General features: G+C 40.3%; 15 protein-coding genes. 2 read left to right on the top strand and 13 right to left on the bottom strand.

From position 1 onward, the window contains the following. The 3 genes from ACZ5C4_RS06540 to ACZ5C4_RS06530 are packed head-to-tail and all read right to left on the bottom strand — an operon-like array spanning position 1 to position 3,507. On the bottom strand, positions 1 to 1,011 hold the full coding sequence (locus tag ACZ5C4_RS06540) for an ABC transporter permease (RefSeq protein ID WP_464520280.1): 1,011 nt from the start codon (positions 1,009 to 1,011) through the stop codon (positions 1 to 3). Positions 1,012 to 1,020: 9 nt separating this feature from the next. Further along, complete coding sequence (locus ACZ5C4_RS06535) at positions 1,021 to 2,499, bottom strand: sugar ABC transporter ATP-binding protein (RefSeq protein WP_186875147.1); 1,479 nt, start codon at positions 2,497 to 2,499, stop codon at positions 1,021 to 1,023. Positions 2,500 to 2,520: 21 nt separating this feature from the next. Next, the gene (locus ACZ5C4_RS06530; protein WP_464520279.1) at positions 2,521 to 3,507 is read right to left on the bottom strand and encodes a substrate-binding domain-containing protein; all 987 of its coding nucleotides are present in this window, start codon (positions 3,505 to 3,507) and stop codon (positions 2,521 to 2,523) included. A gap of 334 nt (positions 3,508 to 3,841) precedes the next feature. On the opposite strand from ACZ5C4_RS06530, the gene ACZ5C4_RS06525 reads away from it, so the two are divergent. Next, positions 3,842 to 4,684: a MurR/RpiR family transcriptional regulator gene (locus tag ACZ5C4_RS06525; protein WP_464520278.1), complete on the top strand. Its 843-nt coding sequence runs from the start codon at positions 3,842 to 3,844 to the stop codon at positions 4,682 to 4,684. 758 nt (positions 4,685 to 5,442) lie between these two features. Here ACZ5C4_RS06525 and ACZ5C4_RS06520 read toward each other — a convergent pair. Next, on the bottom strand, positions 5,443 to 6,006 hold the full coding sequence (locus tag ACZ5C4_RS06520; protein WP_186875150.1) for a hypothetical protein: 564 nt from the start codon (positions 6,004 to 6,006) through the stop codon (positions 5,443 to 5,445). Between the two features lie 29 nt (positions 6,007 to 6,035). After that, positions 6,036 to 7,187, bottom strand: coding sequence for an N-acetylglucosamine-6-phosphate deacetylase (nagA, locus tag ACZ5C4_RS06515; RefSeq protein ID WP_464520277.1), 1,152 nt, complete (start codon positions 7,185 to 7,187; stop codon positions 6,036 to 6,038). Between the two features lie 150 nt (positions 7,188 to 7,337). Between nagA and ACZ5C4_RS06510 the strand changes: the two genes are divergently transcribed. Then, the gene (locus tag ACZ5C4_RS06510) at positions 7,338 to 8,516 is read left to right on the top strand and encodes an AraC family transcriptional regulator (protein WP_464520276.1); all 1,179 of its coding nucleotides are present in this window, start codon (positions 7,338 to 7,340) and stop codon (positions 8,514 to 8,516) included. Between the two features lie 16 nt (positions 8,517 to 8,532). Here ACZ5C4_RS06510 and yajC read toward each other — a convergent pair whose 3' ends face one another. From yajC to ACZ5C4_RS06470, 8 genes are all read right to left on the bottom strand, one after another. Then, a complete protein-coding gene (yajC, locus tag ACZ5C4_RS06505) occupies positions 8,533 to 8,811 on the bottom strand; it encodes a preprotein translocase subunit YajC (protein WP_464520275.1) in 279 nt (92 codons plus the stop codon). Positions 8,812 to 8,884: 73 nt separating this feature from the next. After that, positions 8,885 to 10,066, bottom strand: a complete 1,182-nt coding sequence (locus ACZ5C4_RS06500; protein ID WP_464520274.1) for an SIS domain-containing protein — start codon at positions 10,064 to 10,066, stop codon at positions 8,885 to 8,887. Between the two features lie 67 nt (positions 10,067 to 10,133). Beyond that, positions 10,134 to 10,562: a PTS galactosamine/N-acetylgalactosamine transporter subunit IIA gene (gene agaF / locus ACZ5C4_RS06495; protein ID WP_464520273.1), complete on the bottom strand. Its 429-nt coding sequence runs from the start codon at positions 10,560 to 10,562 to the stop codon at positions 10,134 to 10,136. Between the two features lie 10 nt (positions 10,563 to 10,572). Continuing rightward, positions 10,573 to 11,244: a hypothetical protein gene (locus tag ACZ5C4_RS06490; RefSeq protein ID WP_186875156.1), complete on the bottom strand. Its 672-nt coding sequence runs from the start codon at positions 11,242 to 11,244 to the stop codon at positions 10,573 to 10,575. 108 nt (positions 11,245 to 11,352) lie between these two features. Continuing rightward, the gene (locus tag ACZ5C4_RS06485; protein ID WP_464520272.1) at positions 11,353 to 12,273 is read right to left on the bottom strand and encodes a PTS system mannose/fructose/sorbose family transporter subunit IID; all 921 of its coding nucleotides are present in this window, start codon (positions 12,271 to 12,273) and stop codon (positions 11,353 to 11,355) included. Next, complete coding sequence (locus ACZ5C4_RS06480) at positions 12,263 to 13,096, bottom strand: PTS mannose/fructose/sorbose/N-acetylgalactosamine transporter subunit IIC (RefSeq protein ID WP_464520271.1); 834 nt, start codon at positions 13,094 to 13,096, stop codon at positions 12,263 to 12,265. The genes ACZ5C4_RS06485 and ACZ5C4_RS06480 overlap by 11 nt, the downstream gene beginning before the upstream one ends. 37 nt (positions 13,097 to 13,133) lie before the next feature. Continuing rightward, a complete protein-coding gene (agaV, locus tag ACZ5C4_RS06475; RefSeq protein WP_464520270.1) occupies positions 13,134 to 13,610 on the bottom strand; it encodes a PTS N-acetylgalactosamine transporter subunit IIB in 477 nt (158 codons plus the stop codon). Between the two features lie 288 nt (positions 13,611 to 13,898). Next, positions 13,899 to 14,540 (bottom strand): epoxyqueuosine reductase QueH, encoded by a 642-nt coding sequence (locus tag ACZ5C4_RS06470; RefSeq protein ID WP_186875159.1) that lies wholly within the window; start codon positions 14,538 to 14,540, stop codon positions 13,899 to 13,901. Positions 14,541 to 14,670: the final 130 nt, after the last annotated feature.

Genomic DNA, 14,670 nt, shown 5'->3' with positions numbered 1-14,670 from the left:
TTACCCCTTCTTTTCAAGTTGAATTTTTATTTTTTTCTTTTCTTGGTTTTTCTTTCTAATAACATCCGCTAAAACTGCCAAAAAGATTACAATTCCCTTTGCAACATACTGCCAAAACGAAGATACGTTCAACATATTTAGTCCATTATTAAGCACACCGATCACGATTACACCTAATAATGTTCCTCCAATGGTTCCAACTCCTCCAGTGAAGCTAGCTCCTCCTAATACTACCGCTGCAATCGCATCAAGCTCGTATCCATCCCCCGTATTTGGCGAACCTGCTGACAACCGTCCTGCCAATACAATCCCTGCTGCACCGGATAAAAAACCTGAAATAGCATACACAATCACCTCTGTACGAATCATTTTTATTCCGGCAAATTTGGCCGCCATTCTATTTCCACCAATCGCATATACATTTCTCCCAAATTTTGTCTTATTTAATAGAAGAAAGCATATAAACATGATGACAATAGTATAGATAATCGGAAGGGCTATCGGTCCAACATATCCGGTTCCTATCTGAACCAGTGTCTGTTCCGTAACGCGTATAGGCATTCCATTTGAGATCAGTTTAGCAACTCCCTGGAATATCGTCTGCGTCGATAGGGTAACCACAAAAGGCGCTATTCCTGTAATTGCAGAAACTGCTCCATTAAATATTCCTACTGCTACACTTAGGAACAAAGCAACTCCAATAACAACCCACAACGGTAGTTGCCAGTTCGCCAGCGCATATGCTGTAAATACACCCGAAAATGCTAAAACAGACCCTACACTTAAGTCAATTCCTCCTGTTAAAATTACAAAAGTCATTCCAAACGCTAAAAATGCATTCGTGGAAATCTGTCTGAAAACATTCAAAATATTAGAGGTTTTCAAAAAATTATCCGATATAAGGCTTACTATTATAACCATCACTAACAACCCAATCAGTATTCCAGAATTTCTTCTGACATAATCTGCTCCAGGTTTTACCGTCCTGTTTATCAAATTCTTTTCCGTCATAATTTTCTCCTATAAACTGTTATGCATAATCTTCTCTTGTGAAAAATCTTCTTTATTGAGCGTCGCTGATACCGTACCATGCTTCATAACAACAATTCTGTCACTTGTATTCATTACTTCAGGAAGCTCTGAAGAAATCATAATAATCGCGACCCCTTGCTTTGCCAGTTCATCAATAATCGAATAGATTTCTGTCTTGGCACCTATATCTATCCCTCTTGTCGGTTCATCCAAAATCAATATCTGCGGATTTGTCGCAAGCCATCTTCCAAAAATTGCTTTTTGTTGGTTTCCTCCACTGAGATTACTGATGATCTGTTCAGAGGAAGAGGCTTTAATCCTAAGCGAAGTAAAATATTTATCAATAATAGATTTTTCTCTGTTCTTATTGACCCGCGCATATTTTATAAACTGCTTTAACACACTGAGAGTGATATTATATCCCACTCCCATCTGTGGAATTATCCCTTGCTCCTTTCTGTTTTCCGGAACCATTGCTATACCTGCATTCACCGCTTCACTGGGATTATGAAACACACGCTTTTTTCCATTTACGAGTATCTCTCCCTCATCCGAAGTATATAGCCCAAATAAAATTTGTGCCATCTCACTTCTTCCTGCTCCTATCAATCCTGCAAATCCAAGCACCTCCCCTTTATACAGTTCAAAACTGACGTTCCTTAACATCCCCTTTTTCCCCAGATTTCTAACTTCTAAAATCTTTTCTTTTGTCGGTACATGTGTTGTTGTATAATAATTGGTTATCTCTCTTCCAACCATGGAATATACCATCTCATCTCTACTTAAGCCTTTCGTATCTCTTGTCTCGATAAACTGTCCGTCTCGAAAAACAGTGATGCGATCGCATATTTCCTGTATCTCTTCTAATTTATGTGATACAAATAAAACAGAAATATTCTGTTTTTTCAGATTTTCTATTATTTTATATAATTTTTCTACTTCTCTATTTGTCAGCGATGATGTAGGTTCATCCATGATAATCAGTTTGGAATTTCTTGATAGAGCCTTTGCAATCTCTACCATTTGCTGTACCGCAATATCTAGCTTTCCTGTTTCTGCTTCCAACGGCAAATCAATTCCGATTTTCTCGACAATCTGTGCCGCCCTTCTTTTTGCCTCCTTGGCAGAATATATACCTCTTTTACATGGTTCATTTCCCAGCATAATATTTTCATATACTTTTAAATATGGAACCAGACATAACTCTTGATAAATTATGCTGATTCCTCTATTCAACATATTTTCAATGTTTCCTGCGCCAAGATTCTCTCCCTGAAATGTGATGGAGCCCTCGTCGGGTGTATACACACCCGCGAGGATTTTAATAATTGTGCTTTTACCAGCTCCGTTTTCACCTATCAGCCCATGTACTTCACCTTCATGTATTACCAAATCTACTTTGTCAAGCGCTTTTACGCCTGGAAAGGATTTAGAAACTCCTTTCGCTTCTAATAGTACAACAGCCATAGTTTGGTCTCCTTTCAGCAATTAAAAGCCTTCATAATCAGCAGCATTTTCTTCTGTAATCAAATCTACATCCAGAAGATTCTCATATTCATATGGCTCACCATTAAAATGTTTAATCAATAATTCAGCCGCACCTTTTCCCATATCATAAGGCCGCTGAGCCGCTTCTGCCGTAAGCAGACCTTCCATAATATAATCCGCTTGTTGTTGCTGTCCATCGATTCCATATACCTGCACATCGTCAATCATTCCTGCTGCCTGCAAAGATGCAATAGCACCCTGCGACGAACCATCATTTATAGCAAACACAACATCTATATCTGGATTTGCCTGTATAATATTGTCCATCGCATTCATCGCCTGATCCATCAATCCTTTGCATGGCTGTTCTGCAATAATTTCAAAATTTTCATTCTGAGCAAGGGTTTCCTCAAAGCCCGCCTGTCTGTCAATCGTACACTTAATCTCCGGATGGCTTAAAATAACAACTTTGCCCCCATCTAAAGTTTCCAATACATTTTCTGCGCAAAGCTGTCCTGCTTTATAATTGTCCGATGCTATGTACGCAATTGTTTTTTCTTTTGCGGCAGCTTCCGCGTCAACAGATACAACCGGAACCCCCGCTTTTTCCGCGGCTTCCAATGCAGGAGTAATTCCTTCATAATCAACAGGCATTACAATCAATCCATCAATATCCTGCTGTAATAGGTCATCACACTGTGAAATCTGCGTTTCAATATCATTATCCGCATAATATTCGATAAGCTCCATTCCATTTTCTTCACATACATCCTTCATGCTCTGAGCCAGGGGTACCATAAACGGATCTGATTTCATAAATGCAACGCCAATTTTCTTCCCTTCAAGTCCTCCTTCAGAATCTGTACTTTTTTCTGATGACTGAGTTGTCTCTGACTTGTCCTCTGCTTCTTTCGTTCCACCAGAGCATCCGCAGAGCGCCATGCATGTTACCATAATCGTTGCCAAGAGTATTTGCCTTTTCTTCATCGTACTACCTCCCTGTACTTATATTATTTTGTTAATCACAATATATCATCTTGTCATATATACTTCAATATTTATTTTTAAAAAAGAAGTAAATTTGTGAATTTCCTCTTATAATTCTTGATTTTTTTGTGTATTTTGCATATAATATTTTGTATAAATTTATTTTTTTATATTTATTACATATTTTTCCATATTTATTACTCTTTTTTAATTTTATATTTTTGAAAGTTTTACTTTTTATTTGATTAAAGAAAATATTTTATTTATAATATAGTATATATATTGTTTTGATGAATATTTCACACAAAAATAAAATTATTTATAGGAGCCGCATATGAATAAAACACAGGTAAAACTTCAATTTTTACTTCCTTCTTTGCCACGCGCTGAAAAGAAACTTGCAGAATATATGCAAAAAAATATGGGACAGATTGCCGATATGACTCTTGCAGTACTTTCACAGGAAACCGGAGTCAGTGAGGCTACTGTTCTGCGTTTATGTAAGCGTCTCGGATTTACAAATTTTATCCAGTTAAGGCAGGCTTTTGCCCTTGCTTCTATAGAAGAGGAAGAGGCAGAGTTGCCAGAAATTGTTACCGAACAGGACAATATGAAAGCCATTTGTTCCAAAACGATTCAAGGAATCATCCGAACGCTAGAAAACACTCAGCTTTTAATGACAGATGAATACGAAATTGCGCTACAAAAAATTCTTGACGCCAAAAACATTTATCTCTTCGCTACAGGTGATGCTCTGTCAAGCTGCAGTTATGCTCATGCCAAATTCAGCCGTTTAGGTCTGCATACGGTTGTTTGTTCAGATGTCGTATATCAATATGAAACCGCCCTTCGCATGACCAAAGAAGATGTGGCAATTGCAATCTCAAGCAGCGGTCGCTCACAAAATGTAGTCAATTCAGTAAAATTAGCAAAAGAACAGGGGGGATTTGTGATCTGTATTACCCAGACCGGTCGCTCTCCTCTCGTCAAATATTCTGATATTAGTCTGTTTATTTCTTCAATAGATACAACTATCGGCAGAGATAGCGTCAATAGACGTGTTGCAGAATTGGTTATCATTGATTCCTTTTATCAAGGGATTATATTCAGCAATCGCGCTTACTATAAAGAATTGCTTTACTATACAATGCAGTCATCCGAAATAAATAAAATATAAATTTAATTGACGAAAGAATGGTACGCAAAAAGAGAAGGCAGTGCAACGCAGGTCAGGGCTCCACTGTGGTAAATCCGATTGAATGTTTGTAACAGTGAAGAAGCATATCGTCCATTGGAACTCCATGCTTCCCACTTAACAAACAGAACAATCTATATCTACCACGCTCCGCTTAAAATTCCCTGCTTATGCACTGCCTTCTCTTTATGCTTACGTTCTTCCCCAATTAAATTCACAATTTCAGACAGAACAGAACCGGTTTCACGCTGCTACAGACTCCCAGTCAGAAGTTTTCCCTTCGTCTATAGGAAGGTGGCGCCCTAACTGAAATTCATAAAAAAGAGAACGGCTTCACGTTGTTCCAGCCCTTCAATTAGAAGTATCTATACTACTTCCGATTGGAAATGCATAACAGCGTGAAGCCGATTTCTTTTTTATAAAATTTAACTAACAAGGTGCCTTCCGAATGGCAAGGTAAAAACTTCTGACTGAAAGTGACAGCAAAAAACACTGTATCAGATAAGCAGGGCATTGACAAGGAGCGTTCCGAATACAGTTCGAGTGGTTCTAAGCACAAAGCATCTGCGTGTTCCAATGGACACACAGATGCTTTGTGCTTAGAACCACTCGAACGGATGAGGTAAAGCGGGTCCTGCCCTGTGTTCTGATACAGTGTTTTTTGCGTACCTTCTATTAAAATTTTTTTAACAGACAAGGAATGCATTTTGTCAGTTAAATTTATATTTCGTCATTTAATTTTATCTTCTTTTTTTCTTTTCTTTTTTATTTATTTTTATCAGCGCAATTATATGAAGAACACTAAAGTATACACCTACTATAGCAAGGCATGCGCTGAATATGAGCAGCCCTGTCCCATATTCTTCCTGATATGCATTCAGCAGGACTAAGACCGCGAATACCAGGTATAAAACAGCCAGAGCAATCACTCTGCTTTTTTCCTTCCTTGTGACGATATACTCAAGTGCAGAAACTCTTTTTTCAAAATCTACATCTGTGACAGGTTCGAGTTTCTTCAGAAAAGAGCGCCTGAACGCAATCTCCGCCAAAGCCAGCATAACCGCGCCTGCTATCACTGCCTGAAGCACTGTCAAAAAAGTAGCGCCAAACAAGATTGCCGCAAAGAGAATCACAACAAAACGATTCTTATAAAACAATGCAGAATTTTCATTTTTCTTCTCTATCAAATACCCCTGCTTTGTCACAAAATCATAATAGATTGTACGTTTTCTTTTATCTGTATAAATATTTCTGCCTGACAAGCGGATTTTTTCCGCTGGTTTTGAATTCTTTTTCTTCCCCATTTATCTTCTCTTCCATATCTTTTGTTTATTTATGCTTCTTTTTCCAGCATAGCTTTTCCCATACAGTATGTTTCAAGCACGCGATAGTCCCGATCCAGAACGACTATGTCGGCATCCATCCCCACTTTGATAGAACCTTTCCGGTCATCGATGTGCAGACATGAAGCCGGATTTTTTGTACAAGAATTGATGGCTGTATCTACAGGCACAAGTGCCTCTTCTATCAAAATTCGCAGTCCGTCATTGATACGCAAAGTAGAGCCCGCAAGCCCTTTTGTAGACGTCAAATGAGCGCTTCCATCTGGATAAATCTCAATCTCATTACCTCCAAACAAAAATTTTGATCCGACCGGCTTTCCCTTTGCCATCAGAGCATCACTTACCATCACGCCATAATGTGGCCCCTTTGCCTCAAAGAACTGATGAAGCGCAGCAGGCGTAGAATGGTTTCCATCACAGATAATCTCCCCATACATACTCTTCATGCGATACGCAGCTCCCACCAGCCCGTTTGCGCGATGGTTAAATGGAGTCATTCCATTGTAAACATGTGTCATTGTTCTTGCTCCATGTGCAAATGCCTGGATCGCCTGCTCACTTGTAGCTGCAGAATGACCGATGCTGACTACCACTCCATGCTCTGCACAGTATCTAGTCAACGCGAAATCCTCATCTGTTTCTGTCGCCATTGTAATATATTTGATCAAACCTTTCGCTGCTTTTTGATACTTCTTAAACTGTTCTACTGTAGGTTTCCGGATAAACTGCTCTGGCTGCGCACCTTTATACTTCATATCCAGAAATGGCCCTTCGAAATGAACTCCTAAAATTTCAGCGCCCGTATAGCCTTTCTCCACTACCCTGGCAACATTTTTAAGCGCTTCTATAAGAACCTCTTCACTCTGTGTAATCGTTGTCGGAAGAAGCGCAGTAACCCCTTCTGACACAATATTTTTCACCCAATAGCGCAGACCTTCTTCCTGTGCATCATTCGTATCAAACCCGTATGCTCCATGGCAGTGTACGTCGATGAATCCCGGCAGAATCCAGTCATTTCCATAATCATAATCTACTGGATACTTTCCATATTCGTATAGATTTGTAATCTTTCCATCTTTCATTTCTATCTGTGCTGCCACAAACTGGTCTGCCATCCAGACCTTCTTACTTTGGATAATCATAATCCTTCCTCCTGTCTTTTATAAGCTAAAGATACGCTGCACCGCCGCTGCCGCGACAGATGTTTGAAACCTTGATTTTTACCGGCAGTTATACTATAATTTTCTATTATAATGAACTGCATAATCCATATAATACGGGGGATTTTGAACATGATAAATCAAATAGCTGACCATAGCTTCGAACCTTTTGGAACCTTTTATGACGAACCAGTTGATGTCGAAAAGCACAACCTTATTCGTCAGGAAATCACATCCAATTCTAAAAAGATAGAACGTCTTTTTGTTTTCTCCTGTGAGACATATATTGAATGTACACAGGGTCTTTCGATGCTTTTAATCGCCAGCTCGCCTGATATGGAGGATCTAAAAACATTTCCCATACGGCACTACATAAAAATCAATCCCAACATGTATTTCAATCTGATTCCTCTTTCCACCCCATTTACCTGGACTCTTATCTCCTCCCAGGGGGAGCCCTGCACGGTTCCGCTTCCGACACCCTATACATATCAGCCGGTGTCCTCGCCTTTTCACGTCCGCAGAATTTTGGACTGCTGGTTTACCAATCAGATGGAACCATGCCGTATATCTAAAAGAGCCCATAAATCATATGAACTCATCTACGTATATGAAGGCACTCTGGATATTACTCTCTCACGCGGCATCTATACACTTCAGCCGCATGATCTGATATTATTTAAATCCGATGCGGCAACCGTAGACATCAAATCTACCTGTTCGTATTTAACCACAATTTTTGATGTAAATCAACGAAAACCTCTGCATATCTTGAATCAAACCTTCCATTGCACCAGTGAATTACAGCAGATTTTATGGAAGCTTTTGATTGAAAGCTTTGCAAATTCATATTATACCCGTACCCTTATGGTCTGCTATTTACAGGAAGCACTCATGCTGCTTATGCAGTTTTATGAAACCATTAACCACAAGGCATTGTTCTCCGACAGTAAATCTCATATGAATGATTTACTGTCCGAAATTCTTGCATATATGAATAAGCGTATCGATGAACCAATTACCATAGAGGAAATCTGCCATGAGTTTTATATATCACGCTCTTCTCTGCAGGCACTGTTTAAAACCCATTTAAACAGTTCTCCCAAAAACTATCTGCTTAACATCAAGCTGCAGAAAAGCAAAGAACTGATTCGGGAGAATCAGTATACAATCAGTGAGATTGCTTATATGCTTGGCTTTAGCTCTATCCACTATTTTTCCCGACTTTTCAAAAAGTATTTCAATATTACGCCAAGCGCCTATGTTAAAAAAATAATGGATAGCCAGAGCTCACCTCCTGAAGAGCTCTGATACGTTTTTATGCGGATTATTCGATCACATTTTGAATACTATAGCGTGATATTTGCACCACCGTAGTTTTATTGATTTCCACATCAATCAGGTCATCTTTAATTTTTACAATTTTTCCATAAATACCGCCTGCAAACATGATCCTTGCCCCGACCTTGATTCCTTCTTGCAGCTTTCGCATTGCTTCTCGGTTCTTTTTCATATTCCGCGAAGAAATAAAGGTGAGTACAATCGCACATATTCCTATCAGAACACCTACAGTCACACAACTCCATCCAATGACTTCCCAATTCATAATTGCTGTTTCTTCCTCCTTGTCAGAACATGGTTTGCCAAAAAGCAAACCATGTTCTTATTTTTTCTATTTCCTATTTTCTTGTATATGGATAAAGAGTTACTCCCTTCACCACTCTGTTTACCTCTCCTGTTGGGCACGGATTATCCGGTGTAATTGACATGGACAGCGATTTCAGCACTGCCAGTGTCTGTGCGAATAAAATATAGTCCAGTCCAAGCAGCACATTTTCTGTCTTTCCATCAAGTTCATATACAGCTGCGTAATCAACCAGAGCAGCGACCTCATCGTCCTGCCGGCTCATTACTGCCACGATTTTATTTCCTTTGCGCTGGCCACTCATTTCTTTGATCAAATCGATTTCATACTGTCTTGTATACGCATCATCACTTAAATACACGACTGTAATTGTATTGTCATCAATGATCGATTTTGGCCCGTGGCGGAATCCCATCGGGGTATCATACATTGTTACCACTTTTCCCGCTGTCAGTTCCAGCATTTTTAATGCTGATTCCTGTGCTGTTCCTTTTAAAGTATTACTTCCCAGGTAAACAATCCTGTTGAAATCATACTCTCCTACAATTTTCTGCGCAATTTCGAATTTACTGTCCAGGAAATTCTGCCCTGCTGCCGCAATCTTCCGTACTTCTTCCAACACTTTATCAAGTTCTCCTAAATGGAAGCAAAGATACGCTGCCAAATACATATTCGAGTAACTAGATGTCATCGCAAAGCTCTGATCGTGCGTTTCCGGTGTCAAATTGATTGCATAGCAATTCTCTGTTACAGCAGCTCTTTTAGATAAAGCGCCGTCCTTATTACATGTGATAAACAGATGGTAAATATTATCGCACACACTCTCTGCAACGTCAATGGCCCCCACTGACTCCGGTGAATTTCCAGAACGCCCGAAACTGATTAACAATGTAGGTTTTTCCCGAGACAAATACGCCTCCGGCGTTGCCACAATGTCGGTTGTCCCATAAGATTTTGCTTTATGGTTTAAAACACCCGCCAGATGTGGGAACAACGCATTTCCGACAAACTCGCTTGTCCCTGCTCCAGTCAAAATCACATCAAAGTCTTCACAGGTAATTACCTGATCAATGAATTTCTGGATTGCGTCCTTCTCCGCTTCAATCTGTTTGCATGTTTTCTCCCATGTTGCGGGCTGTTGATAAATCTCTGTAAGAGTAAATGTTGAGGAAGTTTCTTTCATCTTTTCCTCAGTCACATCAAAAATCTTGCTCATTTTCTTTTCCTTTCTCCTTTTTTGAGCCGCCTTACATAGCAGCAGAATATTTTTTATAGTATGCAGATTAGATACCGTCCTCCGACTCTTCCTGTACTACCTGCTTGAATTCATATTTTGTCACTTGTTCTTTTCCTGTCTCCAGAACTGAATCTACCAGTCTGTCCAAATCATCCATAAACTTTCTGGACATGACGATCTCCACCAACATCGGCAGATTTGTTCCGGCTATAATCCTGACATTGTCTTTTCCATGTCCAAGCTGGGCTGCCACATTAAACGGCGTTCCTCCCATCAAGTCTGTAAATAATATAATTCCTTCGCAATCCTTTAACTCATCCATCGCCTTCGTAAGCTCACGCGTCAAATCTTCTGTACTGTACGTCGGCAAAAAATCAACATAACGATATGCTTCCTGTTCCCCTGCAATCAAATTCACGGAACTTGTCATACCTGAACCAAAATTTGCATGTCCTGTTACTAATAATCCAATCATTCTATCTCTCCTACTCTAAAGCATGTTCCCCGTCTGTATTTTCCTCTCTGAGACATCTGTCAACAACAGGCATATAAACAGACCTTGGATGAAAGCACGCTTTTGCACTTTGATAATATGCTATTGCATTTTTCTTATCATTCAGATAAGAATATTGCTTTGCCACCATAAACAGAATTACGCCAAGCGCAAATCCATAATACTTCTTGGAATTAATCTCCTCCACCATCTCATCTATCAGGTCATTTCTTTCATCCAGCATGACAGCATACGCCATCTCATTGTAATGAATGAAAGCAGGCTCCTTCGTATTCTTTATCTCTTCCAGAAGCCAGTCTGCATATTTACGGTTTCCTTTTATCAAAAATGTATGAAAATATACTTCCAGAAAGCTCTTTTTATCTGCAGGATCCCGATATTTTGTCTCTATCATATATCGAAGCATCTTTTCAAATTTTTCATGCTCTTTGGCTATATAATATACCCTCAATTTGTACAAATCACAGACATATTCACCCAATAATCTTCGAGACATACCCATATCCGCTACCCGTTCTACCATATCACTGTCCTTCTTACGAAGCGCAACATCCATACTGTGCAGCTGGAAATTTTTTATGCCTTGGAAAACAAAATACCCCACGGCCGCAATGATTATAATCGAAATTGTTACTGTATTCAAATAGCCACCTGATTTCCGTATAAAAGTAAATGGGAGGGGGGATTAAAATCCCTCCCCTCCCGATTATCCGCCGTCAAAAACGGCAGACTATTTCATTTAGAAGAACAGTTATTCCGCTGGTGCCTCCGGTTCCGGATAATCATACCACTCTACAAGAGGTGTATATCCGCCTGGAAGTGTATTTCCCTCAGCATCCATTGCCTTAGAATCACCTGTCCAAATACCAAACGCACATCCTACGATACCAACTACCAGTATCAAAATGATACATCTTACCGGTGTCCAGCCCTTCTTAATCAGAGCATAGATTCCCAGTGTAATCAACAACGGGATCAATTTTGGCAGTACGCCGTCTAACAGTCCCTGAATGTTAATCTGTGTATCGCCTACAATCATACGTACTGTAGTGCTTCCATAGTTAGCAATCAGTCCGCCGACTACGAAAATACCAAGGATACTTGCAGCACGTGTAAATTCTTTTGCGTTAGATGTCAGCAGAGTAACTGCTTTTGTACCCAGTCCATAAGACCAGTACATCAATGCAAAACGGATGACAAACTGTGCTACGTTGAAGATGAGCAGGAAGAGAATAGCACCAATAATCTGCCCTTCCATCGCCATATTCGCTGTCAATCCTGCCGTAATAGGAACCAATGTCAGCCAGAACAATGCATCACCGATACCGCCCAGAGGGCCTGCTGCAGAAATACGTACGGAACGAATCGTCTGTGTGTCCGCCTTATTCTGCTCAAGTGATAACACGATACCCATTACAAATGTTACAAGGAACGGATGTGTATTCAAAAAATCCAGGTTATGCGCCATAGACGCCTTCAAGTCTTCTTTATTCGTATGTATCTTCTGAAGACCCGGAAGTATTGACCAAAGCCAGCCTGCTGCCTGCATTCTCTCATAGTTGAAGGATGCCTGCAGGAAACAGGAAAGCCAAACCATCTTATTCAGAGTTTTCTTATCCAGCTGCGGTGCCGGAGTCAGGTCTTGATATTTATCAGGAATATTATATGCCATCCTCGTCACCTCCTACATAGCCGGCGCCTGCGCCCGCGTTCTGTTTAATTCTTGTCTGCATTGTAAAGTCATAGATTGCAATTGCAACGCCTACGAATGCGCAAAGAATCAAGGTTGCTCCAGATGTCGCTGCATTTGAGCTGCAAAGCAGGGACATTGCAAAGCCTGCGAGCAGGAATCCCCACATTTCTCCGGACATCATAACCTTCATCAGGATAGCAAATCCGACAAACTTCATAGCTCCGCCTGCCGCATCCAAACCTGCCATTACCCATGAGAACTGATAAGAAAAGTCTTTCAATGTATCGCCAAGCGCTGTACCGCCGTACAGACCTGCTACAGCCAATACACCAAAAAGTACACCTAAAACTCCCATCTCAAGGAAGTTAATGTTGCGGATACCTTTTACATCTGCATTCTCTGCATATTTATCCGCTTTTGCCATCATACCTGACATAAATGTAAATGTCAGTGTTACTGCATACTGTCCAAATACTGCAAATGGAATTGCGAGTCCCAATGCTGCACCGACACCATCCGCCGTCGCTTCCATGTTCAGAGACACAGCAAATACGGTTGCCATGATACCTCCCATAATTGCATTTGGCGGCTGTGCCCCACCGATCGGCATACTACCGATTTGGATAAGCTGGTAAGCACCACCTACTACGATACCAAGCTCAAAGTTACCTAAGATTGCACCGATAATCGGGCAGGTTACAATTGGCTGGTACAGAGACTCTAAAAAGCTGAACTGGTCAATACCCATGATAAAGGCAACTACGAAGACCAGAATCGCCTGGATAATTGTAATATCTCCCATGTTTGCTCCTTTCCAATAAACTAATAAACCCAACTAGTTATTTAAATAATTTGTCAATACTCTCTGCCGGTGTATCCGGAACACGCTTAATTTCCAGTTCCACACCTAACTCCTGCATTTTCTTGAAAGCCGCAACATCATCATCATTAACCGCAACTGATGTCGCAACCTGACGCTTTCCATCAGCCATGTGCATATTTCCGATGTTTACTTTCTTGATCGGCACTCCACCCTCAACCAGCTTCAGCACATCCTGTGGTGTCTCGCAGATAATTGCAATATGCTGGTTAGCAGAAGCTTTGTGGATGATATTGATTGTCTTCTCCAGAGTGAAGAACCTTGTCTGCGCATAAGATGGTGCAGCCATATTCATCAATCCCTGGCGGAACTCATCCCCGGCAACTGCGTCATTTGCAACCAGCAATAGGTTTGCACCTACTACACCACACCACTGCGTTGCAACCTGACCATGAATCAGCCGATTGTCAATTCTCGTCAATCGAATATCTGGCATGTTCGTATCCCCCTTTCTTATAATTTCCGACATTTATCAGGCCGGTAAAAGCGCCGTCCTAATGCCTTTTAAAAAGTACTCCTCATATTCTTAACTTGTGAGAAGTAACATCTGCTTACAAAATTTATTATACCAAAATTTTACGCAATTAATTTGCACTTTTTATCTTTTCTCTTGCATTTTTGATTATATGATTTCACCAAAAAACACCAGGAAATTCTCCCTCTTTGATACAAATGGGACAATTGCTGGTGTTTTTCTCTGTTTTAATTTATATTTTCTTTATTTTTACTTTATATTCTCCTTATTTTTCCTACTTTCATAAGAAAATTGACATCCACAGTAATCCTGTCTGTACAGCCCATACTCTCCTGACAATTCAATAGAACGTTTGTAACCGTTCCTTTTCTTAAAATCAGAACAAAGATAGGGAATTCCGTACCTTTCTCCGACTTCTTTGCCAATTTCATTTAGCTTCTGCGCATTTTTCATAGGGCTGATGCTCAAGGTCGTAGTAAAGTAGTCAAATCCACCCTTTCGTGCTGTCTCTGCTGTCTGTGCGAGACGAAGCTCATAGCACTTAAAGCACCTCTCACCGCCCTCTCGAATATGCTCTAAGCCCGCCGCTATTTCGTCAAATTTTTCCTTATCATATCTTCCTGCTAAAAAAGAGACCGGATATTTAAACGACATCTCTGAAATCAGCGTTTGCTGTTCCAAAAGCCGCTTTGTGTACTCGCTCTCCGGATAGATATTGGGATTATAGTAATACACAGTAATCTCAAAATGCTCTGACAGGTATTCCAGCACATAGCTGCTGCATGGTGCACAGCAGCTATGCAGCAGAAGCTTCGGCACCCTTTTCTCTCTTTCCAATCTATCCAGTATTTTCTCCAGCTCTTTCTGATAATTAATCCTCTGTACGTTCATATAACTAACTCCTGTACTTTTCCTGATGCTGGCACAAAAACGTACCTTTTGTAAGCCTTGTGCCTATATTTATATACAGTATACCATATTTGAACGCTATGCACCTATATTTATTTTCTTCATAAACTAA

It is taken from the genome of Mediterraneibacter flintii (assembly GCF_055387595.1).
The sequence above is the reverse complement of the archived record's forward strand: the minus strand, read 5'-3'. Positions and strand labels throughout refer to the sequence as shown.